We start from the raw sequence: 26,499 nt of genomic DNA on the forward strand, positions 1-26,499 counted from the left end.
TAGAACTCACGAGACAAAAGAAAAAGGGCCCCGGATGGCCACGCAGTCCGGAACCCTTTTGCTCTAGCGAATCTCTGAGAGGTCGATACCGAAAGTGCCACTAAGCGGCAGGATCTTTTTCGTCGCGGTCAGTGTGTTCGCCTTCACTGTTGCGATCCAGTACATCGCGTCCGGCGTCTTTGACCTTCCCCCAAGCGTTCTGAATCTTGCCCTTGGCCTGATCTGCGGTTCCCTCAGACTGGGCTTTCTCATCCCCAGTCCATTCGCCAACCTGGCGCTTGACTCTACCTTTCACGTCGTCTATCTTGCCTTCGATACGGTCCTTATCCATGTTTCCTCCTGGCGTTCTTGACTCGATTTCGGCGTATCAGATCGCGGCTAAACTACCGTCCTTCGTCCAGAGATCAGCTGGAACACCAGTGCCACGACTGCCAGCACCAGCAGAATGTGAATAAAACCACCCAAGGTGTAGCTGCTGACCACGCCGAGCAGCCAAAGCACTAGCAGTACGACAAACAGTGTCCAAAGCATGTTTGTAACCTCGGCCCCCAAGTTTTCGGTTTCACCGGCCTCTATCACCGGTAACTCAAGAAATTGGGTGCAACGACGGACATAGAGGTTGGCGCTAATCGGTAGTAGCGCGTTCGGATTGCCCTTGTGCAGGGCCAACCAGGGCACAATTCGCACTGCTTTGCTTGGGGCGCAGTTGCTATCGGCCTGTTCAGGGACTACAATCCCCCGCTTGAAGCTCACACTCGTGAATTTTTCATCCTATTTATGGCAATTATCGTCAGCACAGCGGGGAGAGAAAGATAGCAATTCTGACCCTGATTTCAGCCAAAAGCCCAATAAGTGTTTGCATTCCATCAGCTTAGGCAAATCAGAATCTTTTCTTGTACTATAGTCATCAAAGTTGAGTACGATTGACTCAAGGAGATTAGATGGCGAACGAAACGCGCAACCCTGAACTTATCCCTACCGTGCGCGACCTCCCGGTTTTGCCGGTGCGAGATACGGTTCTGTTTCCGCATGCCGTTCTCCCGCTGACAGTGGGACGGGAAAGTTCGGTGCAACTTATAAATTCTCTCGGTGAGGACAAGACGATCGTCGTGATCGCTCAGCGTGAAGCGCGCATAGATGCTCCGCAGCCCGTCGATCTCTATCCCATCGGGACCCTGGCCACCGTGCACAAGGTGGTCAAAATGCCAAACCAGAGCCTGTTCGTATTCGCCGAAGGTTTGGAGCGCGTCAATGTTGTGGAGTACACCCAACTGGCGCCGTTTATGAAAGCTTCGGTCGCAACCGTGGCCGAAACGCTTCCCGAGATGAATGCCGAGGTCGAGGCATTACAGCGAAATATTCTCAACCTGTTTCAGCAGATTGTCGCCGGATCGCCGACGTTGTCAGATGAACTGTCAACCGTCGCAATGAACATAGAGGAGCCGGGCCGCCTGGTGGATTTTGTCGCCAGCTCGCTGCCTTCGCTCTCCACACGCGACAAGCAGGACGTGCTGGAAACGTATGACGTCCGGACGCGACTCGACAAGATTAATCAGCATCTCGCGAAGGAACTCGAAGTCCAGCAGCTTCGCAACAAGATCCAGAGCGAAGTACAGGATCGTGTTCAGCAGACCCAGCGCGAATACTACCTACGCGAACAGTTGAAAGCGATTCAGAAGGAACTGGGCGAACAGGACGACACCACCCGCGATGTCGAGGAGTTCAAGGAGAAGATCGAAAAGAGCGGCATGCCTGAGGACGTGAAGAAAGAGGCAATGAAGGAGTTGAATCGCCTCTCGCGCATGTCCCCTATGGCCGCCGACTATTCGGTCACTCGCAATTACCTCGAGTGGCTCGTGGTTCTGCCGTGGACTAAGTCCAGCGGTGCCGAGGTCGATATCACCAAGGCCAAGGTGATCCTCGATGAAGATCACTACGACTTGCAGAAGGTCAAGGATCGCATCCTCGACTATCTATCCGTGCGCCGTCTCAATCCCAAGATGAAGGGGCCAATCCTCTGCTTCTTCGGACCTCCGGGTGTCGGCAAGACCTCGCTTGGCAAGTCCATCGCCCGTGCCCTGGGACGCAAGTTTGTCCGCATGTCCCTTGGTGGCGTGCACGATGAAGCTGAAATTCGCGGTCACCGCCGCACCTACATCGGAGCTATGCCCGGACAAATCATCCAGGGCATCCGTCGTGCCGAAAGCAACGATCCGGTGTACATGCTCGATGAAATCGACAAGGTCGGACGCGACTACCGTGGCGATCCCACGGCGGCCCTGCTCGAAGCACTCGATCCCGAGCAGAACTTCAGCTTCCGCGACAACTATCTGGACGTGACGTTTGATTTGTCCAAGGTGCTGTTCATCACCACGGCCAATCAACTCGACACCATTCCCGACCCCTTGCGCGACCGCATGGAGATCATCGACCTCCACGGCTACACCGAGGAAGATAAGCAGCACATCGTCTATCAGTACCTCATCAAGCGCCAGTCGGAGGAGAACGGACTCACGCCCGAGCAGATCGAGTTCACGTCCGATGCCGTCAGCTACATCATTCGGCATTACACGCGTGAAGCCGGTGTCCGCAGCCTCGAACGTCAGATCGGCACCATCTGCCGCAAGCAGGCGCGCCGCATCGTCGAGGGCAAGACCGAAAAGCTGGTGGTCACCCGCGAAGTCGTTCAGGAAATGCTCGGTGGCATTAAGGTCCGCGTCGATACCGAGATCGCGGCCCGCACCAAGCACCCCGGCGTTGTCGTCGGCCTGGCTTGGACGCCCACTGGAGGCGACATCCTCTTCATCGAGGCGATGAAGATGAAAGGGAAGGGCGACTTCCGCATCACCGGACAGATCCAGGAAGTCATGCGCGAGTCCATGCAGGCGGCCTTCAGTTGGGTGCGAGCGCACGCTTCGCAGTTGGGCATCGATGATGAGGTCTTCACGAAGAATGACCTTCACATCCACGTCCCGGCCGGAGCTATCCCAAAGGATGGTCCGTCGGCTGGTGTCACCATCGTTACTGCACTTGTCTCACTGCTAGCAGATAAGCAAGTGCGGCCGCAGATGGCGATGACCGGCGAGATCACACTTAGCGGCAACGTCCTGCCGATTGGCGGCGTCAAAGAAAAGTTCCTTGCCGCCAAGCGAGCTGGAGTGAAGGACATCATCTTCCCGGCTGAAAACCAGCAGAACGTGGAAGAGGACGTTTTGCCGGAACAGATGGAAGGCGTTAGTGTCCACTACGTCTCCAGCATAGAAGAGGTGCTCGACATAGCCCTTCCGCAAAGTCCTGCCGAGGCCCGCGAAGACGCCGAGACCCGTGAGCAAGTCCTCGCCGACGCTGAAAAGTAACAGCGGCGACTCAACCGTCAGAGGCCAGTCCCTTTCGGACTGGCCTTTTGCGTGTCGCGCGCCGCACGGTGTTGCCCATGAGACAAAGCCATGTTCCACCTGGCCGTGCCCTAAAGCTTCGCGTGATGGTGTACCAAAATCGCAAACCAGAATTGCCTTGTATTCCAGAATCTCTGTTGCGAAGATGAACCTATTCATCATTAGGAGATTCACCATGGTGCGCCGGTTACCAGTTGTGCTGTTGGTCTGTGTTGTGATGCTGTTCTTCGCGAGTTGCGGCCAAACCTATGAATTGCAGTCGATTACGATCTCTCCAACCCAGCCCAATGTAGAAGGAATCAGCTCATCGCTGCCCCTCACTGTCACGGCCCACTATTCAAATACGAAGACCGAGGACATCACGACCAAGGTCGTCTACGCGATCAGTCCCTCAGCTGATCCAAATGCCCCGGCGGATGCGCTTGTTGTGAACAAGTCGGGCATCTTGCAGACGACGGTCATTCCCGCGTGCACCTGGATGAGCAAGCTCAATGCTGACGGTAAGACCTATAGCTACGCAATAACGTCTCCGTATGTCGTCACTGCGATGTACTCCGGAGTTACTGCCAATGCCGCTGTCAGTGTTGCGTCGGCTGCCAACTGCTATGACGGAATCGGCTTTAAGAAGCCTGCGCCTGCACTCGAGCGCTAAATCTTAGCAATCAAGAACATGCTCGCCCCATCCTGAATTGTGTTCTGGATGGGGCAGTTGATTTTGCTTCTGCTGTCGCGCTGGTCTTGCTATCTTTTTCATCATGCAAATCAGAGTTCTTTGCTTCGGACGCCTGCGCGATATCGTTGCTGCCGAGAGCGTAGCCGAGCTACCCGACTCCGCCACCGTTGGTGATCTCTGGAAATCGCTTCTTGCCGATCATCCCGCATTGGCTCCCTACAATGGAGCGGTGGCCATCGCGGTCAATCAGTCTTTTGCGTCGAGTACGACGCAGTTATCTGCCGGAGACGAGGTGGCACTTTTGCCTCCCGTCAGCGGAGGAATGCCGGAGCCAAAACTTCCGCTCACTTCCTCCCACACCTGCCTGCAGCGCGATCTCATCGATTCCGCAGCACTTGTATCGGGACTCAAACAGGGCGAAGACGGCGCTGTGTGCATCTTCGATGGCATTGTGCGCAATCAGACCCGTGGTCGTCGCACGCTTTACCTTGAATACGACTCGTATCCCGCCATGGCCGTTTCGGAGATGGAAAGACTGGCGTCGGAGGCGCTTTCTCACTTCGCTATCCGTGATGTCCGAATCGTTCACCGTGTCGGACGTCTTGAAATTAGTGAGTCGAGCGTGATCATCGCTGTCGCCAGCGCCCATCGTGGGGCAGCTTTCGACGCGTGCCGCTGGTTGATCGACTCACTGAAGAAGACTGTCCCTGTGTGGAAGAAGGAGTTCTTTGAGGACGGAGCCGTCTGGTCGGATGGTGAGCCGTTCCCTCCGGAAATACGGGTTTAGAAGATGCTGGTCCGATGGTGACGGCCATTCCTATTGGGCCTCGGGTGCTCACCAACTTCTGAATCTCGACAATGTAACTTTCCTTATAATTGGCTACGGATGCTCCGACGACTCGCACCGCTGCTGCTTTGGCTCTTCCTCGCGCCTGCATTTGCGCAGGACACCCCCAATTCCTCCAGAGCAGGTTCCGAGCAACCCTCTTCCAACGCCACACAGGTTCCTCGCCCGCCGGTTCGGCGTGCGCCGCAGACTGGTGAATCCACTCCAACCATCTCGGTCAACGTCAAACTCGTAAACGTCTTTGCGAGCGTCGCTGATGAGAATGGCGCCCCTTATGCCAATCTTCAGAAAGAAGATTTTCGGATCTTTGAAGACGGATTCGAGCAAAAGCTTTCTGTTTTTGAACGCGAGTCCGGCCTGCCACTCTCGATCGCTATGGCGATCGACACCAGCATGAGCACACGCAAAGATCTGCCGTTGGAAATCGCTTCGGCTCGCAAATTCGCGCACACACTGCTGCGGCCGGTTGATTCCATTTCGCTCTATCAGTTTTCAACCTATGTAAGTGAGGTACTGCCTTTCACCAACGAGCCACGCCGTTTCGACGCAGCTCTTGACCGCCTGCATCCGGGAGCCGCGACGGCACTCTACGATGCGGTCTTTCTGAGCTCCGAATCTCTTGAGCATCGTGATGGCCGCAAGGTCCTCGTCCTCATCACCGATGGCGGTGACACCACGAGCAAGGTCGATTATCAGGAAGCACTGCGCGCGGCCCAGATCGCCGAGGCCATCATTTATTCCATCATCATGGTCCCAATTGAAGCTGATGCTGGGCGTGATATCGGGGGCGAGCACGCTCTGATCCAGTTGTCGCGCGACACAGGAGGGAAGTCCTATTATGCGTCCTCCCTTTCCCAGCTCGACGAAGCCTTCCACCAGATCAGTAATGAGCTGCGAACGCAGTACTTGCTTGGCTACTATCCCGTCCAGCGGGTAGGAAATGAGTTTCGTCGCATCTCCATTGAACTCACCAACGATGCCCGTAAGCGCGCCCAGCGGGAACTCTACGTCCGAAACCGGGCGGGTTATTACAACAGCAAGATCGAGTAGTTTCACGAATCGTACTTCCAGAATTCATATCTGAGCTGGCCAACATCCCTGATTTTGTAATCACATCAGAGTAAGACCCTAGATAACGCTTGTTTTACTGCCACTTAGCAGAGTTTCTGTTTGGAACTAGGCGTGCATGCCTAATCACAGAACCGAATGCGGGTGTTGGCCGAAGTTATAGACGTTATCCGCAACTTAGTCGTAACTGGCAGCAGTTTTTCATCCTCAAAGGTTTGTTTTGTTCGCCCTTCCGGATTTCTCGGACGAGCGACTTTTAGAAGGGTTGCGAGTACTCCTCGCGGCTTTTTCATTTCACTTAGGCCACAAACCTAGGTTGGTGTGAACAGATGTCACCTCGACATCGTTTAGGAGACTAAAAAACAAAATGAGTGGACGATTTCGTCGCTTGAGCTGCTTGCTGCTAATCGCAGGCATCATGCTCACCTCCATCGCTCTATTCGCCCAGGAAACCACAGCCGGTCTGCAGGGCACCGTACATGACCCAAGCAATGCGGTCATTGCTAATGCAACCGTCGAAATCTCTAGCCCGGGGTTAATCGGGGTAAAGAAAGCTGAAACCAACTCAGTGGGTTATTTCCGCTTTGCCAACCTGCCCCCTGGTGACTATGTGATCACAGTCACTGCGCAAGGATTTGCGAAGCTGAAGCGCGAAGGCGTTTCCCTCAAAGTTGGAAGCCTGCCTACGCTCGACCTTGCCCTCAAACTGGGCGATAAGGGAGAAGTGATTGAGGTAAGTGCGGCCGCTCCGCTTGTGGATACTGCTGTCACTAAGGCCCAGACAAATATCACGGAGGATGTTATTGCGGATGCTCCTCACGGCACCTCTTATCAGTCGGTAATTCAGTTCGCCCCCGCAGCGCGCAATGAGCCTCTTCAGGCCGATCATAGCGTTTCTTCAACTGCGCCTAACAAGAACTCCAATGGCTATCAGATTGGCGGTGGTGCTGACTCTGAGAATGCCTATCTCGTAGAAGGTCAGGACACCCAGAACATCACCGGTGGTTCTTCGAACGCCAGCGTGCCGTTTGAATTCATTCAGGAAGTTCAGGTCAAGACTTCCGGAATTGAAGCCGAACACGGTGGTTCGCTTGGTGGCGTCGTCAATGTCGTCATGAAGCGTGGTGCAAACGCCTTCCACGGCGACCTTTTCGCTTCGCTAGAGTCGGATAAATTCGATGCCAATCCTTCGAATACTCTTCGCTTGGATCCAAATGGAAGCCAAGTGGGGCGCTTTGATCAGGCTTCCCAGATCTACGTCAACAAGAAGGATCACTTCAACTATCTTCAGCCCGGCGGCAATATCGCTGGTCCAATCCTCAAAGATCGCATTTGGTTCTTCGCTGGATTTGCGCCGTATGTGACGTCAACTCGCCGCACGGTTGATTTTGGCGGCATTTCAGGGCGCCAGGACTTCACTGCTGATTCCCAGCGGTATTTCTCCACTGCACGCATTGACGCTCTTGTAACCAGCAACATTCGTGTATTCGCTTCGTGGTTGTATCAGTACTCTCGTTCCAGCGGAACCAACCTTCCAAACGCTGATTCCGCAAATGGCCTGGTCAATGTAGATGTTTCCAGCCCGATCACGAATTTCACACACAGCATCGGTTGGGTCGCCCCGAACCAAACCGTGAATCTCGGTGTTGACTGGACGATCAAACCAACCCTGATTGCCACGACACGCTTCGGTCACTACTTCGCAAACTATGCCGACCGCGGTTGGCCTTCTGGTCCTATCTTCAATTGGCGCACCAATGGTCTTAAGGGAACGGACCTCAATGGCAATTCGCTCAGTTCAGTAGCTCCACAGTTAGCTAAGACATCCGGAACCTTCTCCGCACCAGTTCAGGACATCTTTATGAGGGATGCGGACAAGCACGATCAGTTCAACCAAGACTTGGCGTGGTACAAGAGCGGTTGGTTGGGAACCCATAACTTCAAATTTGGGTACCAGTTGAATCACCTCTCCAATGACACGTTGGACGCATACAATGGTCCTCTCACCCGCATCTGGGCCGGTTCGGGTGCGATCTACACGACGGCGGGCGCGACCGGAACCGCGAATTGCGCTGCCATCGCCGCCGCAAACGCCGCTGCCCATCCCGGTAACCCTAACGCCGGTGTTTGCACGGGTAACTACGGGTATCTCGTTGTTCGTGATGTCTCAACCTCCGGCAAGGCCAGCAGCTACAATCATGGTCTGTATGCACAGGACTCCTGGCAGATTGCGAAGGGCCTGACCATCAACGCTGGTATTCGTATGGATAAGGAATACCTTCCTTCTTATTCCACGACCGATACTGCTCACGTAATCGATTTCGGCTTTGGAGATAAGATTGCTCCTCGTATCGGTGTAGCGTGGGATCCGACCAATAAAGGCAAGATGAAGGTGTTCGGAAGCTATGGAATCTTCTACGACCAGATGAAGCTGAATCTGGCTCGCGATTCCTTCGGCGGTTCCTACTGGCACAATTGCGCCTACGCACTTGACACACCCGATCTGTCGTCCATCGTCCCTGTCTATGCCACGAATGGTCACTATTGCTCGGGAACCGGAGACGCAACCTTCATGGGTGGCGTTGTTCCTTCTGGTCTCCGCTTCATCGAGAACATCAACTTACGTCAGAATGCTCTCGAACTGGTCGACCCGGCCATCAAGCCTTATCGTCAGCATGAGTCCACCTTTGGTGTCGAGTATCAGCTTGCCAAGAGCTGGGCTTTGAACGTGACCTGGGATCGCCGTCGCATTGATAATGTAATCGAGGACATGGGTGTTCTCGATTCGGACGGAAACGAGAACTTCTTCGTGGGCAATCCTGGGTATGGTGTTGACAAGTTCATCACTGGTTGCGCATCCTGCCAGCAGAACGTCAAAGCTGCCCGCAGCTACGATGGTGTTGAGTTCCGCCTGAATAAGGCATTTTCGGAGCGCTGGCAAGGGCTCTTCTCTTACACCTATAGTAAGTTCCGCGGCAACTACGCTGGCTTGACGAACACGGATCTCGCCGATGGTGGTTTCGGTGGCCGTGATAACCCCAATGACAACCGCGCGTTCGACGAGCCGTACTTCCAGCTCAACTCGTACGGCAAGTCCTCGAGCGGTCCTCTCGCCACAGATCGTCCCCACACCTTCAAATTCTCCGGGTACTATTCGTTGCCTTGGGGAAAGAAGACTCAGACAACCACTCTTGGTCTCTTCCAGCAGTGGTTCTCCGGCAGTCCTCTCAGCTCCTACATCGATGTGGGTGATGGCGGTTCTGACGGCGGATTCCCTGTGTACGTCGAGGGTCGTGGAAAGTGGGCTGACATCACCGCTGATCAGTTTGGTAATTTGACCGTGACCGGTGTTCGTAACCGTCGCACGGATCAGTTCCTCCAGACTGACGCCAGCCTTTCGCATGAGATCAAAGTAGGTGAAGGCAAAAAGGTTGTGTTTAACGCCAACGTTAGCAATCTTTTCAATCAGCGCAAAGCTGTTGCCTACTACTCCCAGATCAACAGCATCACTCAGGGATTCTTCCTCACGCCGTCAAGCACGTTTGACTATGCAGCTCTGACGTCACCTTATAATTGGAAGTCCTTGCTGAATTCGGATGGCATCGCCTTGAGCAGCCGCTACGGCAAACCGCTGTATTGGCAGGGGGGACGCACGCTCCGTTTGAAGCTTAGTTACAGCTTCTAAACTGAAACACTACCTTGCCGGGGAGCCAAAAGCTCCCCGGTTTATTTTTCGGAAGTGTCTCGGCTTCGGATTTTCGAAGCGAGAGTTTCTGGATTTCCAGTTTTTGATATTCAATTGCTGACATTCTGGGCGTTTGCGTCAAATTCTGCCTGAAAACTACGACTGAGTGTTTGGATATCGGCGTGCTCTAAAGCCGACAAGCCCGCCCAAGCTCAGACAAACGAGGCTGGCGTTTCAGAATGCTCGGAACCAATGCAGATTGAATCTATTTCACCTCTCCCTTGGTAGCTCGTTTCGGCTGGCCCGTTTCGAGTCGTTCTGTGGGAGACGGTGAATTGAGCAGCTCTCGCCTGTGCAGTGCCGTTACTGTTCTCCTGAAAAATCAATCGAATTCACCATGTTCGCTCGACCGTTCAGGAGATTCGTATGTCAGTCAGTGGGCGTAGTATTTCGTTCGTCACACCGCGATCACCCGTTTTCGCGATAATGGCTTGTCTCGTTATCTGCATCGGATGCTCGTCGCTGCTTTTCTCGCAAGCCACGGTTTCGACAGGAAGCATTCAAGGTACAGTCACTGACCCTTCTGGTGCGGTACTTCCGGGCGCCAAGGTCCTTATCACAAACACTGCCACAGGCCTTCGCGTTGCGCGCACGACTTCTTCGACCGGTGCGTATGCTTCCGGCCCAGTTCCCTCCGGTAGATATGAGGTGCGCGTCGAAGCGCCGAGTTTCTCAACGGCCGTTGTCAATGTGATCGTGTCAGTCGGATCTGCTGCGTCCGGCAACGTCAAAATGTCGGTAGGTTCCAGCACACAAACAGTAGAAGTCACGGGCGAAACTGTCGCCGTCAATACCGAGCAACCAACAGTGCAAGGTGTGTTGACTTCAACCCAGATTGAAAATTTGCCTGTCGGCGGGCGCAACTTCCTCGACCTTGCACAGTTGGAGCCAGGTGTTCAGATTCAGGACGGCGGTAACTTCGACCCCACGAAGAACGGATTCTCCTCGATTTCGTTCGGTGGGCGCGCAGGGCGTACTGCCCGCATCGAGGTCGATGGCATCGACATCTCCGACGAGACGGTGGGCACAACGACCCAGAACGTGTCCGCCGGAGCGATCTCCGAGTTTCAGTTGAGCCAATCGACCCTCGATCTTTCGACCGAATTGACCTCTTCGGGCGCGGTGAACGTCGTAACCAAGACGGGCACGAACAACGTGCATGGCGAAGGCTTCTACAACTTCCGCGATAAGAGAGCTGGCATTGCCAACTTCCCCGGCGGGCAGGACAACTACTTCCAGCGTAACCAGTTTGGTGGCAACCTCGGCGGCAGGTTCGTAAAAGACAAGCTGTTCTGGTTCCTCAACGCTGAGCGTGTAAAGCAATCGACGCTCGTCCCCATAGTAGTTTCGGCGCCTTTCACGACCATTCCCCCGGGTTATAGTTCACCATTCAAGGACACCACCCTTCTTGGCAAACTCGACTACAACGGCCCGAAGGGAATGAAGATCTTCTATCGTTTCAACTACAACTGGAATGGTGACATTGCGGCTTATGGTTCGACTTTCCAGCCATTCGCCAACCGCAATAACACGCCTTCTCATGGCTTGGGACTTGACTGGTCTACGGGCAAGTTCACTCACTCCGTTCGCTACGGATACCAGAAGTTCCAGAACCATATTGCCGATGCCGTAATCGGCGGTGGCGTGTTTGATCCGGCAGGTAATTTGCCGGTTGCGATTCGAATCGGTAGCGCTTCCAGTCAGTATCGGTTCGGTCCGTCGCGCTTGGCGCCGCAGGCTACGTTCCAAGAAAACAATCAGATCAAGTACGACGGCTCGTATCTGCGGGGAGCGCACCTGATTCGCTTCGGCGTCGACTACAACCACATCGTGGGCGGTGGTTATGCGTCGTTCTATCAGTGGCCCGAACTGCGCGCCTCCAGCTTCAACTCCGACGCGCAAGCAGCAGCGAGTGGCGGCCCATTTCCTGGCGGAGCCGCAAATCCTCTGAACTATGCCGTAAGCCAAATCGTGTTGGGCAACGGGCAAGGTTTCTCGACCGAGCGTCCCGACTTCAACCTTCCGGGCGGCGGCCAGTTCGACAACCGTATTGGCTTCTATGTTGGCGATACTTGGAAGATTCGCCCAACCCTGACTCTAACTTTTGGTGTGCGCTACTCTCGTGACACGGGACGTCAGGACAGCGATTTGCCTCCGATCACCTGCAGTCAGGTTCCAGGCGATGTCGTAACTACTGCGACGTCTGCGCTAGGCTCTGCTCCGTGCACGGGCAGCCAACGAGTGCTCGATCTGTTTGGCGGAGCCTATGGTGGCCGAGTCAATCAGCCGAATTCCAACTTCGGTCCCCAGATCGGCTTTGCGTGGAACCCAGGTGGAAACGGCAAGACTGTGATCCGCGGTGGTGGTGGGCTGTACTACGAGAACGCGGTGTTCAACAACGTGCTCTTCGACCGTCCTGTGCGCCTCGCTGCGGGACTGTTCAATCAGGTAATCCCGATTTGCCCGTCAGGAAACCTTACTGTTCCGGGCGGTATCATCACCAGCTTCCCATACAACGGAACTACCAACTTCCCAATCGCGAACCTGTGCAACGGGAACATTGGCACGAACATGGCTGGAGTGGCTGCACTGGCTAGCTACTTCCAGAGCTTGACCGCGGCGGGAGGTGCACAGGCCAACGGTGCATTCGTCGGTGCCAACCTGAGCAGCGGCACTAGCGCGTCGTTGATCGCCCCCAACTACAAAACGCCGCATTCGTGGCAGATGAACCTCGGCATTCAGCACCAGATGGGAAAGGGAACAGTAGTCAGTGCTGATTTGATCCGCAACGTAGGTTTGCGTTATCTGCTTGGTGTAGACACGAACCATGTGGGTGACGTGCGCTACTTCAACCGAGCTGCGGCGCAGGCTGCAATTAACACGACCATTGCGGGTTGCGGAGCGACTGTCGACGCGGCAATCACCGCCTGCGGATTGACCATGGAAGACTTCGCTGCTAATGGTCTTGGCTCCGGCCTCGACGTGGGCGGTGGTTTGCCGTGGTATCTGGGCGGACTTTCTCAGCCCTATGCCTTCGGTGGTATCAACCCCAATGTCGGCACCAATCCGATGCTGTTCCCGATTGGCCGCTCCGTCTACACCGCGCTGCAACTGAAGCTCACAAATCGAATTGACAAGCCGATGCGCGGAATTGAGCGCTTTACCTCCCAGGTGTCATTCTCGCTGTCCCGCTTCAACAGCATGACGGTTGATCAGGACTTCGTGAACAACGCTTATAGCTATGCAAACCCGGGCAGGTATTTCGGTCCAAACTCGCTTGACCGCACGGGCCAGATCTCGTTCGGCACGTTCATGGACCTTCCAAAAGGCCCGCGCATCAGCTTCATCGGACACTTCTTCTCGCCACTGCCGCAGACTCCAACGCTGGTCACTGGAGAGAATTTGGGAGAAATCTTCTACACGGACGTTCAGGGTGATGGAAACACGCTGCCTGCCAACGATGTTTCCACGGGCCAGATCGTGCCTGGTGCAAATATCGGTGATTTCGGCCGCAAGTACAAAGGAAACCAGATCAATAGCCTGATCAACCGCTTCAATGCTAACTATGGCGGCAAACTCACCCCTGCTGGTGCGACACTGGTGAACTCCGGTTTGCTTACAGAGGGTCAGATGGCTGCATTGGGCGCGACCATTGCTCCATTGCCTCTCGCTCCCGCCGATCAGGCGAATATGGGCTGGCTGAAGACGTTTGATTTGAAATTCGGTTACCCGATTCGACTGCGCGAAAACCTGAAGCTGACGCCGTCGGTGGCTGCCTACAACCTCTTCAACTTCGTCAACTATGACGTGACAACCGTTGCGCCGGGCTTGGCCCTCACCGGCGCGGTGGATGGATCTCCCGGCTCGATTAACGGAACTCCGAAGAAAGATCCTTCGCATCCTCGTGCGGGCCTCGGAACTGGTGTAAATACAATTGGTTCGCCGCGCCAGATGGAGTTCAGTCTGCAACTCGTGTTCTAACTAAGCCACCTGTTTTCCTCCGTCGGGGAGCTTCATGCTCCCCGATTTTCGTATTCCAACTTCGAGAGTCACTGAATCCAAAATTTCAAAATCTCATATTTGCAATCCACATTCAGAGTCTCACATATCCCGTTTGGCCCTGTGCCCCCGGCCGAACACTTTGGAGACCTGCGTGCTCCTCTCGTGTGGTTGAACAGCCACCAACTGATTCCCATTTGTTGATGGCAAGAGTGTGTGGAGTTCGCGGCCTGTGCGCCGTTTTGCCGTTCCTCGAAAGTCCGCCTTCAGTCGGGCAGTTTCCAGTGGGAGACACCGTACCTGGGCAGCTCTGAATCAGGGCAGTTCGGTTGTTTTCCTCCGACTTCATAGCGTGCGCCGCGAGTGTCCCAGCATTCGCGTAGCGAAGTGAACTCAAACTTCGCCGACGGCGCATTGATGGCGTTACGACATGACACTTGTCATGCCAGGGTAGAGGAACCCATGACACGAGAAAGTTCGTTTCTAACCAAATGCTCCTTGGTGCTGGCGCTGATTGTCTGCCTCGCTGCCGGAGCCTTGGCCCAGTCAATTGTCTCTGGCGACATTACAGGTACCGTCACCGACCCCAGTGGTGCGGTCGTGCCCGGTGCCAAGGTCACCATCAAAAACAATGACACCGGAGCCACAAAGGACGGCGTCACCAACTCAGCCGGTGTGTATCGTTTCCCCCTGTTGAATCCCGGCCGGTACACCGTCACTGTTAATCAATCTGGCTTCGGAACCGTGAATCAAGGTGCTTTCGTCGCTGTAGGCCAAGTCACACGTGCTGACATCAAGCTCACCGTGGGTACGGCCTCGCAAACTGTTGAAGTAACTGCCGAAACGCCTCTTGTACAGTCCGACAACGGCAACACCCAGACCAGCTTCAACACCGCGCAGATCGATGCCTCGCCCATGCCGGGCGGTGACATCACAACAATTGCCGAACTTGCCCCTGGCATCCAGGCCAATACTTCTTCGGGTGGCGGCTACGGCAACTTCGTCTCCAACGGCATGCCCGCCACTGCCAACCTTTTCACGGTCAATGGTAATGATGAGATGGACCCGTATCTCAACTTGAACAACTCGGGTGCCAGCAACCTCAGCATCGGTTCCAACGAACTGGCCGAAGCCACTGTCACCACCAACGGTTACACCGGTGAATTCGGACGCAATGCTGGCGCGCAGATTAACTACGCCACCAAGTCCGGCACTAACCACTTCCATGGCAATGCCGTCTACAACTGGTCTGGAGCCGCCATCAACGCTCGAGACTGGTTCGACACTGAGGGTCGCGCGCCCAATACTCACGATCACCAGTGGGCGGCTTCTGTTGGTGGCCCAATCTGGAGAGACAAGACCTTCTTCTTCGTCAACACGGAAGGCATCAAGTACACCCTCCCGACCAGCAACCGCGTTGCGATTCCGAGCCCTGCATACCAAGCGCAAACGCTCGCCAACTTGGCCGGTTCCGGTCAGGAAGCGTTCTATCAGCAGATGTTCAATCTGTGGAACAGCGCGCCGGGAGCGCAGAACGCCGTCGTCGATCCTACCGACCCTAACGTTGCAAACTTCCGCAATGCTGTTACCAACAGCGCGCATGAATGGACCTTGGTAGGTCGCGTAGATCACCAGTTCACGGCCGTTGATCGCGTGTTCTTCCGGTTTAAGACTGATCATGGCCTGCAGCCAACCTTTACCGACCCGATCAACCCCGTTTTCAACGCCGAGAGCAATCAGCCCTCTTACTCGGGGCAAGCTAACTGGACGCACTCGTTCGCTAATGCATCGGTGAACCAGTTCATCCTTTCGGGAGCCTATTACAGCGCGATCTTCAAGCCTGTGAATCAGGCGGCCGCGCTGGCAGCGTTCCCATATGCCATGTTCCCCGCAGGGCCTTTCACTCCGCTCGGTGGTGAGAACTATGCATTCCCGCAGGGCCGTAACGTCGGTCAGGCGCAGATCGTCGATGACTTCTCGTTTACCCGCGGCAATCACAGCTTCAAAGTCGGGGTCAACTGGCGTCACAACAACGTGACTGACTTCTTCTACTCGGCGCGTGCTGTTTTCCCGTTGGTACAGCTGCTGGATGAAGATAGTTTCTCCTCGGGCGTTTGGGATTTCTATCAGCAGCGTTTCTCGTCGCGGCCCTCGCAGCCGTTCGTGATTGACAGCCTTGGCTTCTACATCCAGGATCAGTGGAAAGTCACTCCTCGCTTGTCTCTCACACTGGCCGTGCGCGGGGACCACAACTCCAATCCTTACTGCTCCACACATTGCATCTCCATTCCGCCAGTGGAGTTCAGTCGCCTGCCCCACGATGCAGCTATCCCATACAACCAGGCCGTCGTTGCCGGTCAGGGCAACACCTTCCACGAACTCGAACCTGTGGCTTGGCAGCCACGTTTTGGCTTCGCCTTCACTCCTTCCGCTAGCGGGCGCACAGTGCTGCGCGGCGGCATCGGCTTCTTTGCCGATATCTCCCCCGGCGTGCTGGCAGAGTTCTTCTCGCGCAACGTTCCAACTCAGAATTCGTTCACGGTGCTCGGCCTCTCGGCTGCTCCGAACGTTCCGGATAGCTCACAGGCTGCCGCGACCGCAGCCAACGCTGCTTTGGTCAACATCTACAACACTGGGGGAACTGCGGCTAATCTAGTAGCAGCAGAGACTGCTGCGGGTGCCGTCGCAACATTCCCCAACCTCAATGTGCCGACTCGTCGGTTCACTAATCCGAAGTTTCTCAAGTACAACTTGGAACTCCAGCAGGGATTCGGTCCGAAGACATCGGTCTCCATCAATTACAACGGGAATCACGGCCGCGACATCATTGTGAACAATCCCGGTTTGAACGCATTCTGCCCCGCGAGCCGGTGCTTCAATCAGGTCACTGGCGAAGATTCCGGTGTAAGAGGATTCCCGACTGCACAGGGTCCTCTTAGTTCACGTCAATCTCCAATTGATGGTCGTTTCGGTACTGTGCAACAGTATTCCAATACGGGCGTTTCCGACTACAACGGAGTCACGGTCAGCATGCAGCGTCGTTACTCCACGTTCCAAATGGCAGTTGCCTATACGTGGAGCCATGCCACCGATGATGTTTCAAACGGCGGCGTAAACCCATTCAGCGTAAATGACTCCATCATCACGCAGATCGATCCCAACTGCCTGCGGTGCCAGAACCATGGCAACGCCGATTACGATGTTCGACACTTCCTTCAGGCCAACTACACCTGGACGCCGGGATGGAAGTTCAATCGTGGGTTCCTCGACAGTGCGTTTGGTGGCTGGACACTCTCCAACACCTTCTTCTTCCGGACTGGGCTGCCGTTCTCGATTTATGACAGCGGTCTCTCCACCACTATCCGGAACTACGGCGGATTCCTACTGGTGGATCTGCCCAATGGTCCGATTAGCTGCGGTGCGGCGTCGCCCCGTAGCAACCAGTGCTTTAACCCAGCCACTGACCTAGGTCCGTATGTCGCGGCAACTTCTGATCCCAACAACGAATTCTCGGGCGGAACCCCGTCCGCAGATCCGAGTGTAGGCGTTGCCAGCAACCAGCGGCGTAACCAGAACCGTGGTCCTCGTTACTTCGACACTGATATCAGCATCTCGAAGACCTTCAAGATCGCCGAGACTCTTCGCTTCGGTGTCGGACTCAACGCGTTCAATGTTCTCAATCACCCCAACTTCGGCAATCCGCAGAACGACATCTCGTTCGGCACGGGAGCACAGGGTGCTGGAGCCATCGTCAACACGGTTTCGCCTCCGACCAGCCCCTTCGGTTCATTCGCTGGAGTGGCTTCGGGCCGTATCGTCCAGTTGAATGCCCGCATCACCTTCTAAGCGGGATTGCCTATCCATGCTCTCGGGCGGCCTTCGTGGCCGCCCCTTTTTTCGTCCGTCCTCAAACGAATCCGGTAAAATCACCTCATGCCCATTCGTCCAACCAACAAGGGAAAGACCCCTCCTCCAGAAGAGACCTTTGAAGAAGCCGCGTACCTCAAAGCACTCGGCGAAAAGCAGAAACTTGTCAGCATCAAGTTGCAGGGAGGAGAAATCGTTCGCGGCTGGATCGAATACTACGATCGCAACATGCTTCGCCTCACGCGGGAAGGTGCTCCGAACCTGTTCATCTTCAAATCCGAGATCATGTACATCGCCGAAGGAGAGATCAAGCCTGTGCGCCCACGTCGCACAAAGCCCGCCGCATCATCCCATTCGGCTCCGCTGACCCCGCAACGGGCAGAAGACGAGTAACAATGACGGTTTCTGCTACATCCGGTTTTCTTTCGCAAACCACGGCCATTGCGCGCGAGGCAGGAAAGCTCCTCCTGCCCTATTTCGAGCGGCGCATCGGATTTGAGTACAAGGGCGACGTCGATCTGGTCACCGAGGCCGATCGTGCCAGCGAGAAGTTCATCGTTTCACGCTTGCGCGCAGCCTGGCCTGAGCACGACATCGTTGGCGAAGAGGGTACACGCGACACGCATGGTGGCGATTTCCGATGGTATGTAGATCCGCTGGACGGCACAACGAACTTCGCTCACGGCTATCCTGTGTTCTGCGTTTCAATGGGTCTCGAGTATCAAGGCCGACTCATCGCGGGAGTGATCTACGATCCCACTCGCGATGAACTCTTCGCGGCTGAGCAGGGAAGTGGAGCCACTCTTAACGGTCATCCCATGCATGTGTCGAGCACCAAGACATTGTCGGAATCGATCCTCGGTACAGGCTTTCCCAGTTTCAAGCGCCACAAGAATCCGAACATTCACTTTTACCACCAGCTGACGTTGCGCTCACATGGTGTACGTCGTGCGGGCTCCGCTGCACTCGATTTAGCAAACGTAGCTTCTGGTCGTTACGACGGCTTCTGGGAATTCAAATTGAATGCCTGGGACACTGCTGCTGGAGTCCTTCTTGTGCGGGAAGCGGGAGGTACCGTCAGTCGCTTCGATGGTTCGCCGTTCAACATCGACAGCCGAGAGACGGTTGCTACGAATTCTCTAATTCACCCTGAGCTCTTGGAGAATTTTCGGGCGATTTTCGAAGGGCGTACTGACGACATACCTCCCGTCAACGCTCTAGAGGGCTAGCGAAGCTCTCAGGTTCTCCACAGCACGTATTCTGCTGTTTTGCTACAATCAGTGGTTCGAATTGACTATTAAGCAAAGGACAGCAGATTCATGGCTTACGTAATCGCAGAACCGTGCATTGGAACGAAGGACACCGCCTGCGTGGATGCATGTCCAGTGGATTGCATCCACCCAAAGAAGGACGAAGCCGCACACGCTAACGAAGAGATGCTTTACATTGACCCTGTCGAGTGCATCGACTGCGGAGCCTGTGTCCCGGTCTGCCCCGTCTCGGCCATATTCGCCATCGACGATCTTCCCGATAAGTGGAAACACTTCGCCGAGCGCAATGCCAAGTATTACGGCCGCTAAGATCGAGCTAGTGCCCCACCTCTGCTGTCGCTAGCTGAGGTGGGTGCCAACTCTTCACCTTCGTCCTTACGTTTCCACTCCTGCGGCAGTTTGCGCTACATTGAGTGAAGTGACATCGCAAACCCATCGACCTACCATCGGAGTTTTTGACTCTGGCGTTGGCGGGTTGACCGTCCTGCGCGCCATCGCGCGAATGGTCCCCAACGCTGACTACCTGTTTTTTGGCGACACGGCCCGCCTTCCCTACGGAACCAAATCGCAGCAGTTCGTCGCGCGCTATTCGTCTTTGGCCGCCAAATTCCTGGCTGCGCGAGGTATCGATCTCCTCGTTATCGGCTGCAACACGGCATCGGCTTTGGCCCTTTACGACATCAAGTCCGCCGTTTCCGTGCCGGTCGTCGGAGTGATCGAACCCGGCGCTGACGCTGCCGCCGCTGTTTCGAAGAGCCGCGAAGCTCTTGTCTATGCCACAGAAGCGACTTGCACAAGTCACGCTTATCAGCGAGCGCTTGCTCGCCGCGGCTTCGCGACATTTGAAAAGCCCTGTCCACTCCTTGTGCCTCTCGTGGAGGAAGGATGGACGGAAAATCCTGTCACCGAGCAGGTCGCACGCATTTATACAATCGAGGCTTTGCGCACTGCATCGACAAATGTCGATGTTCTCGTTCTTGGCTGCACGCACTATCCACTCCTGCGCCCCATGCTGCGACGCGTCGTTCCGCAGCGCATCTCAATCGTCGATTCAGCCGAGGCCACTGCCTGCGCCGTGTTGCAGTATTTGGCAGGACACGACCTCAAGGCCGGTACACCGAGTTACAAATTTTTCGTGACCGATTCGGTCGAGAAGTTCCATAAGCACGCTCCTGTCTTCCTCGGATTTCCCGCCGACTGCGTTGAGCGTGCCGACCTCGATTCCGGACACTGAACACCCTACTCAGCCCGGGCAAAGATGCCTGCGGCAGCAAGGAACTCATCATGATTTTTCGTTCTGATAATCGCTCGCTCGACCAGATGCGCGAGTTGAAACTGGCCCCTGAATTCATTCGCACCGCCGAGGGTTCATGCCTTATTGAAGTAGGAAATACGCGGGTCATCTGCACTGCTACCATCGAGGAGAGCGTCCCTGGATGGATGCGCAACCAGGGCAAGGGCTGGGTTACCAGCGAGTACGGCATGCTTCCCCGCGCCACTCTGACCCGCACTGCCCGCGAGGCTTCGCGAGGAAAGCAAGGCGGACGGACCCACGAAATTCAGCGACTCATCGGCCGGTCCATGCGAGCCGTCGTTGACACTGCGAAACTCGGAGAACGCACGTTGTGGATTGATTGCGACGTGATCCAGGCCGACGGCGGAACGCGCACCGCCTCCATTACGGGAGGCTTCATCGCGATGACGTTAGCCATGCAGAAACTCGTGGACGCAGGAACTCTCAAGCAGCTTCCAATCAAGGACACGGTAGCAGCCATCAGCGTCGGAATTGTGGATGGCGAACCCATGCTCGACCTCGCCTACGAAGAAGATTCGCGAGCCGAAGTCGATATGAATTTTGTTCTCACAGGCTCAAACAAGTTCATTGAAGTTCAGGCCACGGCCGAGCACGAGCCTTTCGGCGATGACCAACTGTCCGCCATGACGGCCTTGGCTCGGAAGGGAATTGCGGAGCTGGTTTCCCGCCAGCGCGAAGTGCTCGGTGCCGCTGGAGTGAAGCTTTAGTCGCGTGCTGCCTCCTTCCGGCTATTCGCATCAGAGTGCTGCAGGAGGCACACGTGAAACTTACTCCCGGAAAGATGGCTGGCATGCAGGCTGTCTCCAACGAGCGTGGCGTAATTGCTGCTGCTGCGATGGACCAGCGGGGCTCTCTGAAGAAAGCACTCGGTCCGAACGCAACAGATCAGGACTTGATTGATTTCAAGGTCGCCGTCAGCGAAGTGCTGACACGCTACGCGAGTGCTATTTTGCTGGATCCAGAGTGGGGATTGCCTGCTGCCAAAGCGCGCAACAAAAATAGCGGCCTGCTTTTGGCTTACGAAAAGACTGGCTACGACAAGCAGGTCCCCGGGCGGCTGCCCGACCTGCTCGATCTTTGGAGTGCGAGACGGCTCAAGGAAGCTGGTGCTGATTGCGTCAAGATACTTCTTTACTACGCGCCAAGCGATCCCAAGCACATCAACGAGCACAAGCATGCCTGGGTCGAGCGCATCGGTGATGAATGCGTCGCTAACGACATTCCGTTCTTCCTTGAGATCATCGGTTACGAAGAAGGTCTCGACGAGAAGAGTCTTGAGTACGCGAAGCGAAAGCCTGAGATAGTACAGGCCTACATGCGCGAATTTAGTAAGCCGCGCTACAACGTCGATGTACTGAAGCTCGAAGTGCCGGTGAACATGAAGTTCGTCGAAGGCACTCGCAGCTTCAAGGGAGAGCGGGCATATACCAGGGCTGAAGCAATGCAGTTGTTCCGCAAGTCGGCCCAGTGTACGGATCTGCCCTATATCTACCTCTCTGCTGGTGTGAGCAACGCCGAGTTCTCAGAAACCCTCGAACTCGTTGCCGAGAGCGGAGTGAAGTACAACGGCGTTCTATGCGGTCGTGCGACGTGGGCCGATGGCGTTCCCATCTTTGCCGAAAAAGGCTTGGCAGCATTTCGAGAGTGGCTTGAGACAGAAGGCGTGAAGAACATCCAGAATGTGAATCAGGCGCTGAGGCGCGCTTCGGCCTGGTACCCGATTAGCGACGTCAAAGCCGCGTAAAACCTGACTCAAATAAAATACGGAGGAGCATAGCTCCTCCGTATTCATTCGTTGTCGAACCTCAACTACACCGTTACAGGTGCTTCGGCGTAGCGCTTCTTCATCTCTTCGAGAGAGATGGGTTGGTAGTCTCCGGCGTGTCCGGCCTGGCCGAATTCACGCATGCGCTGCGCCACAACCTTCTTCATCGCTTCACGCGCAGGCTTCATGTAGTCGCGAGGATCGAACTTCTCCGGTGTTTCAGCAAACACCTTGCGGATTGCGCCCGTCACCGCCAAACGGTTGTCGGTGTCGACGTTGATCTTGCGAACGCCGTTGCGAATACCGAGCTGGATCTCTTCGACCGGAACTCCCCATGTCGGCTTCAACTTGCCGCCGTACTGGTTGATGATGTCCTGAAGATCCTTCGGTACGCTGGAGGAGCCATGCATAACGAGGTGCACGTTCGGCAGGCGCTTGTGGATCTCAATCAGGATGTCCATCTTCAGCACGGAACCGTCTGGCTTGCTGGTGAACTTGTACGCGCCGTGGCTGGTTCCGATCGCGATCGCCAATGCGTCGACGCCGGTGCGCTTCACGAATTCCACTGCCTGAGCCGGATCGGTGACATGCTCAAGTCCGCTGCCGCCCGCGCCGTGTCCGTCTTCGATTCCGCCGAGTACGCCGATTTCACCTTCGACCGTGACGCCGTACTTGTGAGCGAGGTCCACCACCGCACGGGTGACTGCCACGTTCTCTTCAAACGTCGCGGGAGTCTTGCCGTCTTCCTTCAGGGAGCCGTCCATCATCACTGAGGTGAAGCCGAGTTCGATAGCCGACTTGCAGGTTTCAAAGCCATTGCCGTGGTCGAGGTGCATCACGAGCGGAATCTCAGGATAGAGTTCTGCGGCAGCCAGCATCAGGTGATACAGGTACTTGTCCTGGGCATATGCGCGCGCGCCGCGGGAAGCCTGGATGATGACTGGCGACTTGGTATCGCGCGCAGCCTCCATTATGGCTTGAATCTGTTCCATGTTGTTTACGTTGAAAGCGCCCACACCGTAACCGCCCTTGGCGGCTTCGTCCAGCAACTGCCGCATAGAAACCAGAGGCATAGAAATCTCCTTAAGAAGGTTGTTTGCCGTGAATATTTGCGTTCTCGCCTAAAAAAATACGCAGGGGTGGCGAGGAACCCCTTTCGAAGCTTAGTAGCTACCTACTTTGCCACGGAAGTCCTTGAACAGATGAAGCTATCACGCGATGGTGGACGGATCAACCTCTACAGAGAGTGGCGGAAAGAAACGGCGTACTGTGCTTGATGAATCCTGACCGAATGTGATCTGCAGTTAGAAGTGCGGCGCGATCCACTCACTCCACACGAACATCCCATTCGCGACCAGCATCGCCAGTACGGCAAACGACAAGCAGAGGTCGTCGAATCGCCGATTGGATTCCTGCACTACCTTGCGATTTCGGCCTAGCAGTACGAGGAACGTCAGAATAGGGACGACTAGCGCTCCAGCCCCCACCTGCGACCAGTAGAGCACTCGCACGGTGTTCACTCCAAACAGAGAAATGACGACCGAGACTAGAAGGATGGACGAGATCGCGATATAGAAGTAGCGCGCCTCCCAAGGTTCCTTATTCAGCCCCGACGTCCATCCAATCGCCTCCGAGATGCTGAACGAGAGTGACGCAGCCAGAAGAGGAAGAGCGACCATTCCAGAGCCTAGAATTCCCAACGCAAACAGCAGCGGCCCGGCTGAGCCAAGAAACGCGAGCGCGTGCGAAGCCGAGCGCGTCGTCATGGCAGCCGCGTCAGGTAGGTGGAAGCTGGCTGACACTACTATTGCCGAAAGTGAAATCAGCGTGGCTACCAGCGTTCCTGCGTGGGACTCAGTTTCGTGCGATGGATCAACCCCAGGCGGCAGATCTCGTTTTGAACTCGTCTGCCAGATGATCACATCTGGCGTAAGCAGGGAACCAAACACCGCAATCACAGCCATTGAGTAGGCCGATGTGGCTTCCAGGTGCGGCAGCAGAATGCCTTTTGCAACATCAACAGGTGAATGCACTGTATAGATAGCCGCAACCACATAGGCAATGAGAAACAACGAGAGCAGGCCGAGTCGCTCCATGCTCTTGCGAGCATTGCCCACAATAAGCATGTACCAGATGATGAATGCCAGCGGAACAAGGAAGAAAGCTCGCCATTGATTCGTCACAATCGAGAGCGCATCACTGACCGCGACGAGATCTCCGATGATCATGGCGAAATTCACGCCAAATACGGCAATCGCAAGACTCACTGCTGCCTTGCGCCCATACTGCTCGCGCACAAGTTCAACCAAGCCTTTGCGCGAATCACCGCCAATGCGTGCTGAAACTGAAAACACGCTCCAAAGCACAGGCATCGCGAGCAGCACGACCCAACCTACGCTGTAGCCAAAGGTCGCGCCGGCAACTGTGGCTGTAAGCACGGCCGCCGGATCAAGATCTGCTGCTCCAGCCACCACTCCGCGCACAAATGCCGAGAGCCGGCGGTACGGTTCGGCAGCAGGCGCAGGTTCGGGTGGTGGAGTAAATTGATACGGCAGATGGGGCATATTCTTTTGACAGGATGCCTGGAGAGGAGCTCTGGTTGGCATGCTGCCCTCAATGAACCCCTGCCGTCATGCCACGCCACAATTCTCCCGTTTCACGCCTCTCAACTGTGAATTTCCGACCAAAATTATCGCCATTCGCTAAGTGTTTGTAGCTAAATAACCTAGAGTACTTACCGTTCGCTGCTCGCGCTTGCCTTTTCTGGATTTTCAGACCTATACTTCTATTGGCGACTGAAAAGGTCGGAGATCCGCGCTCTTATGCTGAAGCTCACCAAAAAGGCCGATTACGGGTTGATCGCGGTTCGGCACCTTGCCGGACATGCTGATCTGGGGGCTTGCAGCGCCAAAGATTTGGCCGAGATGTACGGAATCCCACAAGAGGCACTGGCCAAAATTCTGCAACGGCTGGCCCGAAGCAAGCTGCTGGTTTCGCAGCAGGGAACGAATGGCGGCTACGCGCTGGCGCGTGATCCACGTCAGATCAGCGCGCTTGAGGTCATTCGTGCCATAGAGGGTCCACTTTTCATCACTTCCTGCAACAACTCTGATAAGGCCTGTGACCAGAGCTCAAAATGCACGGTCCGGGAACCTTTGCAGAAGGTGAGTCGCGCGATCGAAGACGTACTTGACCGGTTGACGATTTGGGAGCTGCGCGAAGGCGCCGACGATTCCAGTCGCCTTGAAAGCGAGCTGGTCAGGATCGAGGTTTCTGGAGGGAATTATGGCAAGTGATTCATCAGCAGTGAAGCTACCGATTTACATGGACAATCACGCCACCACGCGGACCGATCCACGGGTGATTGAAGCCATGCTGCCTTACTTTGGCGAAATCTACGGCAATGCTGCAAGCCGCAATCATGAGTTCGGCTGGGTGGCCGAGCAGGCCGTGGAAAAAGGTCGTGAGCAGGTAGCCAAGTTGATTGGTGCCACGGCAAAAGAGATCGTCCTGACCTCCGGAGCGACCGAGAGCAACAATCTCGCCATCAAGGGTGTTGCCGAGATGTACCGCGAGAAGGGCAACCACATCATCACCGAGGTGACCGAGCACAAGTGCGTTCTCGATACCTGCAAGCGCCTTGAGAAGCACGGCTATCGCATCACATACCTCCCGGTACAGAAAGATGGACGCATCGACCTGAACCAACTCGAGGACGCTATTACCGATCAGACGATCCTGGTCTCGATCATGGCGGCTAACAATGAAATTGGCATCCTGCAGCCGGTACGTGAGATCGGAAAGCTCTGCCACGAGAAGGGCATCCTTTACCACTCCGATGCTGTGCAGGCGGCTGGCAAGGTTCCGTTCAATGTCATCGAAGACAATGTCGACCTCGCTTCTGTTTCGGCCCACAAGATTTACGGACCAAAGGGTGTAGGCGCGTTGTATGTGCGTCGCCGCAATCCTCGCGTGCAGCTCGTAGCCCAGATGGATGGTGGTGGTCACGAGCGCGGCATGCGTAGCGGAACCCTCAACGTACCTGGCATCGTCGGCTTGGGTAAGGCTTGCGAGCTGGCTCAGCAGGAGATGGCAGAAGAATCGAAGCGTCTTTTCGCGTTGCGTGAAAGCCTGCGCGAGCAGATCACGTCGCAGCTCGACGAAGTTTACGTGAATGGCAGCATGGAGCATCGCCTGCCCGGCAGCTTGAACCTGAGCTTTGCTTACGTTGAAGGCGAGTCGCTGCTGATGGGGATCAACGACATTGCGGTTTCCAGTGGTTCCGCTTGCACGTCGGCGACGCTTGAACCCAGCTACGTGCTCAAGGCTCTCGGCGCGGGCGACGACCTTGCGCACAGCTCCATTCGCTTTGGCCTTGGCCGCTTCAACACCCAGGCCGAAGTCGATTACGTCGCAAACAAGGTTGTCGAAGTTGTAAGGCGCTTACGCGAACTCTCGCCTCTCTACGAGATGCACAAGGAAGGCGTTGACCTTACAAAGGTGAAGTGGGCTGCTGAACCTGCGAGCCACTAATTCGGTACTGGGCAAAAGGAT

General features: G+C 55.5%; 19 protein-coding genes. 15 read left to right on the forward strand and 4 right to left on the reverse strand.

The genetic code is table 11. The features are described 5' to 3' along the window. Nucleotides 1–100: 100 nt before the first annotated feature. Both AC6IZD_RS04860 and AC6IZD_RS04865 read right to left on the reverse strand, forming a co-directional pair. A complete protein-coding gene (locus tag AC6IZD_RS04860; protein WP_497786557.1) occupies nt 101–331 on the reverse strand; it encodes a CsbD family protein in 231 nt (76 codons plus the stop codon). Nucleotides 332–378: 47 nt separating this feature from the next. Next, on the reverse strand, nt 379–678 hold the full coding sequence (locus AC6IZD_RS04865) for a lmo0937 family membrane protein (protein ID WP_497786558.1): 300 nt from the start codon (nt 676–678) through the stop codon (nt 379–381). Between the two features lie 263 nt (nt 679–941). On the opposite strand from AC6IZD_RS04865, the gene lon reads away from it, so the two are divergent. The 13 genes from lon (at nt 942) to AC6IZD_RS04930 (ending at nt 21,924) form a co-directional block, all read left to right on the forward strand. Next, entirely contained in the window at nt 942–3,356 is a 2,415-nt protein-coding gene (gene lon / locus AC6IZD_RS04870) for an endopeptidase La (protein WP_497786559.1), read from the forward strand. Nucleotides 3,357–3,570: 214 nt separating this feature from the next. Continuing rightward, nucleotides 3,571–4,047 (forward strand): hypothetical protein, encoded by a 477-nt coding sequence (locus tag AC6IZD_RS04875; protein ID WP_497786560.1) that lies wholly within the window; start codon nt 3,571–3,573, stop codon nt 4,045–4,047. A gap of 103 nt (nt 4,048–4,150) precedes the next feature. Then, on the forward strand, nt 4,151–4,855 hold the full coding sequence (locus AC6IZD_RS04880; RefSeq protein WP_497786561.1) for a molybdenum cofactor biosynthesis protein: 705 nt from the start codon (nt 4,151–4,153) through the stop codon (nt 4,853–4,855). 99 nt (nt 4,856–4,954) lie between these two features. Next, a complete protein-coding gene (locus AC6IZD_RS04885; protein ID WP_497786562.1) occupies nt 4,955–5,965 on the forward strand; it encodes a VWA domain-containing protein in 1,011 nt (336 codons plus the stop codon). Between the two features lie 385 nt (nt 5,966–6,350). Beyond that, on the forward strand, nt 6,351–9,668 hold the full coding sequence (locus AC6IZD_RS04890) for a TonB-dependent receptor (RefSeq protein ID WP_497786563.1): 3,318 nt from the start codon (nt 6,351–6,353) through the stop codon (nt 9,666–9,668). Nucleotides 9,669–10,094: 426 nt separating this feature from the next. After that, on the forward strand, nt 10,095–13,709 hold the full coding sequence (locus AC6IZD_RS04895; RefSeq protein WP_497786564.1) for a TonB-dependent receptor: 3,615 nt from the start codon (nt 10,095–10,097) through the stop codon (nt 13,707–13,709). 480 nt (nt 13,710–14,189) lie between these two features. Then, nucleotides 14,190–17,573, forward strand: coding sequence for a TonB-dependent receptor (locus AC6IZD_RS04900; protein WP_497786565.1), 3,384 nt, complete (start codon nt 14,190–14,192; stop codon nt 17,571–17,573). An 87-nt stretch (nt 17,574–17,660) separates the two neighbouring features. Beyond that, complete coding sequence (locus tag AC6IZD_RS04905) at nt 17,661–17,987, forward strand: RNA chaperone Hfq (RefSeq protein ID WP_497786566.1); 327 nt, start codon at nt 17,661–17,663, stop codon at nt 17,985–17,987. A gap of 2 nt (nt 17,988–17,989) precedes the next feature. Then, the gene (locus AC6IZD_RS04910; RefSeq protein WP_497786567.1) at nt 17,990–18,823 is read left to right on the forward strand and encodes an inositol monophosphatase family protein; all 834 of its coding nucleotides are present in this window, start codon (nt 17,990–17,992) and stop codon (nt 18,821–18,823) included. A gap of 90 nt (nt 18,824–18,913) precedes the next feature. Continuing rightward, entirely contained in the window at nt 18,914–19,174 is a 261-nt protein-coding gene (locus AC6IZD_RS04915) for a 4Fe-4S dicluster domain-containing protein (RefSeq protein ID WP_497786568.1), read from the forward strand. Nucleotides 19,175–19,217: 43 nt separating this feature from the next. Continuing rightward, nucleotides 19,218–20,099, forward strand: a complete 882-nt coding sequence (gene murI, locus AC6IZD_RS04920; protein WP_497786569.1) for a glutamate racemase — start codon at nt 19,218–19,220, stop codon at nt 20,097–20,099. A gap of 50 nt (nt 20,100–20,149) precedes the next feature. Further along, on the forward strand, nt 20,150–20,887 hold the full coding sequence (gene rph, locus AC6IZD_RS04925; protein WP_497786570.1) for a ribonuclease PH: 738 nt from the start codon (nt 20,150–20,152) through the stop codon (nt 20,885–20,887). A 53-nt stretch (nt 20,888–20,940) separates the two neighbouring features. Further along, nucleotides 20,941–21,924, forward strand: coding sequence for a tagatose 1,6-diphosphate aldolase (locus tag AC6IZD_RS04930; protein ID WP_497786571.1), 984 nt, complete (start codon nt 20,941–20,943; stop codon nt 21,922–21,924). Between the two features lie 65 nt (nt 21,925–21,989). Here AC6IZD_RS04930 and fba read toward each other — a convergent pair whose 3' ends face one another. Together fba and AC6IZD_RS04940 are read right to left on the reverse strand one after the other, a co-directional pair. Continuing rightward, the gene (gene fba / locus AC6IZD_RS04935; RefSeq protein WP_497786572.1) at nt 21,990–23,018 is read right to left on the reverse strand and encodes a class II fructose-bisphosphate aldolase; all 1,029 of its coding nucleotides are present in this window, start codon (nt 23,016–23,018) and stop codon (nt 21,990–21,992) included. Nucleotides 23,019–23,249: 231 nt separating this feature from the next. Further along, complete coding sequence (locus AC6IZD_RS04940; protein ID WP_497786573.1) at nt 23,250–24,509, reverse strand: NRAMP family divalent metal transporter; 1,260 nt, start codon at nt 24,507–24,509, stop codon at nt 23,250–23,252. A 258-nt stretch (nt 24,510–24,767) separates the two neighbouring features. On the opposite strand from AC6IZD_RS04940, the gene AC6IZD_RS04945 reads away from it, so the two are divergent. Then, a complete protein-coding gene (locus AC6IZD_RS04945) occupies nt 24,768–25,241 on the forward strand; it encodes an RrF2 family transcriptional regulator (protein ID WP_497786574.1) in 474 nt (157 codons plus the stop codon). Further along, the gene (locus AC6IZD_RS04950) at nt 25,231–26,478 is read left to right on the forward strand and encodes an IscS subfamily cysteine desulfurase (protein WP_497786575.1); all 1,248 of its coding nucleotides are present in this window, start codon (nt 25,231–25,233) and stop codon (nt 26,476–26,478) included. The genes AC6IZD_RS04945 and AC6IZD_RS04950 overlap by 11 nt, the downstream gene beginning before the upstream one ends. Nucleotides 26,479–26,499 lie beyond the last annotated feature (21 nt).

The organism is Koromonas humicola (genome assembly GCF_059726255.1).

Coding starts and splice junctions, on each gene's coding strand:
- AC6IZD_RS04860 (WP_497786557.1), bottom strand. CDS start 331: ATGGATAAGGACCGTATCGAAGGCAAGATAGACGACGTGAAAGGTAGA.
- lon (WP_497786559.1), top strand. CDS start 942: ATGGCGAACGAAACGCGCAACCCTGAACTTATCCCTACCGTGCGCGAC.
- AC6IZD_RS04875 (WP_497786560.1), top strand. CDS start 3,571: ATGGTGCGCCGGTTACCAGTTGTGCTGTTGGTCTGTGTTGTGATGCTG.
- AC6IZD_RS04880 (WP_497786561.1), top strand. CDS start 4,151: ATGCAAATCAGAGTTCTTTGCTTCGGACGCCTGCGCGATATCGTTGCT.
- AC6IZD_RS04885 (WP_497786562.1), top strand. CDS start 4,955: ATGCTCCGACGACTCGCACCGCTGCTGCTTTGGCTCTTCCTCGCGCCT.
- AC6IZD_RS04890 (WP_497786563.1), top strand. CDS start 6,351: ATGAGTGGACGATTTCGTCGCTTGAGCTGCTTGCTGCTAATCGCAGGC.
- AC6IZD_RS04895 (WP_497786564.1), top strand. CDS start 10,095: ATGTCAGTCAGTGGGCGTAGTATTTCGTTCGTCACACCGCGATCACCC.
- AC6IZD_RS04900 (WP_497786565.1), top strand. CDS start 14,190: ATGACACGAGAAAGTTCGTTTCTAACCAAATGCTCCTTGGTGCTGGCG.
- AC6IZD_RS04905 (WP_497786566.1), top strand. CDS start 17,661: ATGCCCATTCGTCCAACCAACAAGGGAAAGACCCCTCCTCCAGAAGAG.
- AC6IZD_RS04910 (WP_497786567.1), top strand. CDS start 17,990: ATGACGGTTTCTGCTACATCCGGTTTTCTTTCGCAAACCACGGCCATT.
- AC6IZD_RS04915 (WP_497786568.1), top strand. CDS start 18,914: ATGGCTTACGTAATCGCAGAACCGTGCATTGGAACGAAGGACACCGCC.
- rph (WP_497786570.1), top strand. CDS start 20,150: ATGATTTTTCGTTCTGATAATCGCTCGCTCGACCAGATGCGCGAGTTG.
- fba (WP_497786572.1), bottom strand. CDS start 23,018: ATGCCTCTGGTTTCTATGCGGCAGTTGCTGGACGAAGCCGCCAAGGGC.
- AC6IZD_RS04940 (WP_497786573.1), bottom strand. CDS start 24,509: ATGCCCCATCTGCCGTATCAATTTACTCCACCACCCGAACCTGCGCCT.
- AC6IZD_RS04945 (WP_497786574.1), top strand. CDS start 24,768: ATGCTGAAGCTCACCAAAAAGGCCGATTACGGGTTGATCGCGGTTCGG.
- AC6IZD_RS04950 (WP_497786575.1), top strand. CDS start 25,231: ATGGCAAGTGATTCATCAGCAGTGAAGCTACCGATTTACATGGACAAT.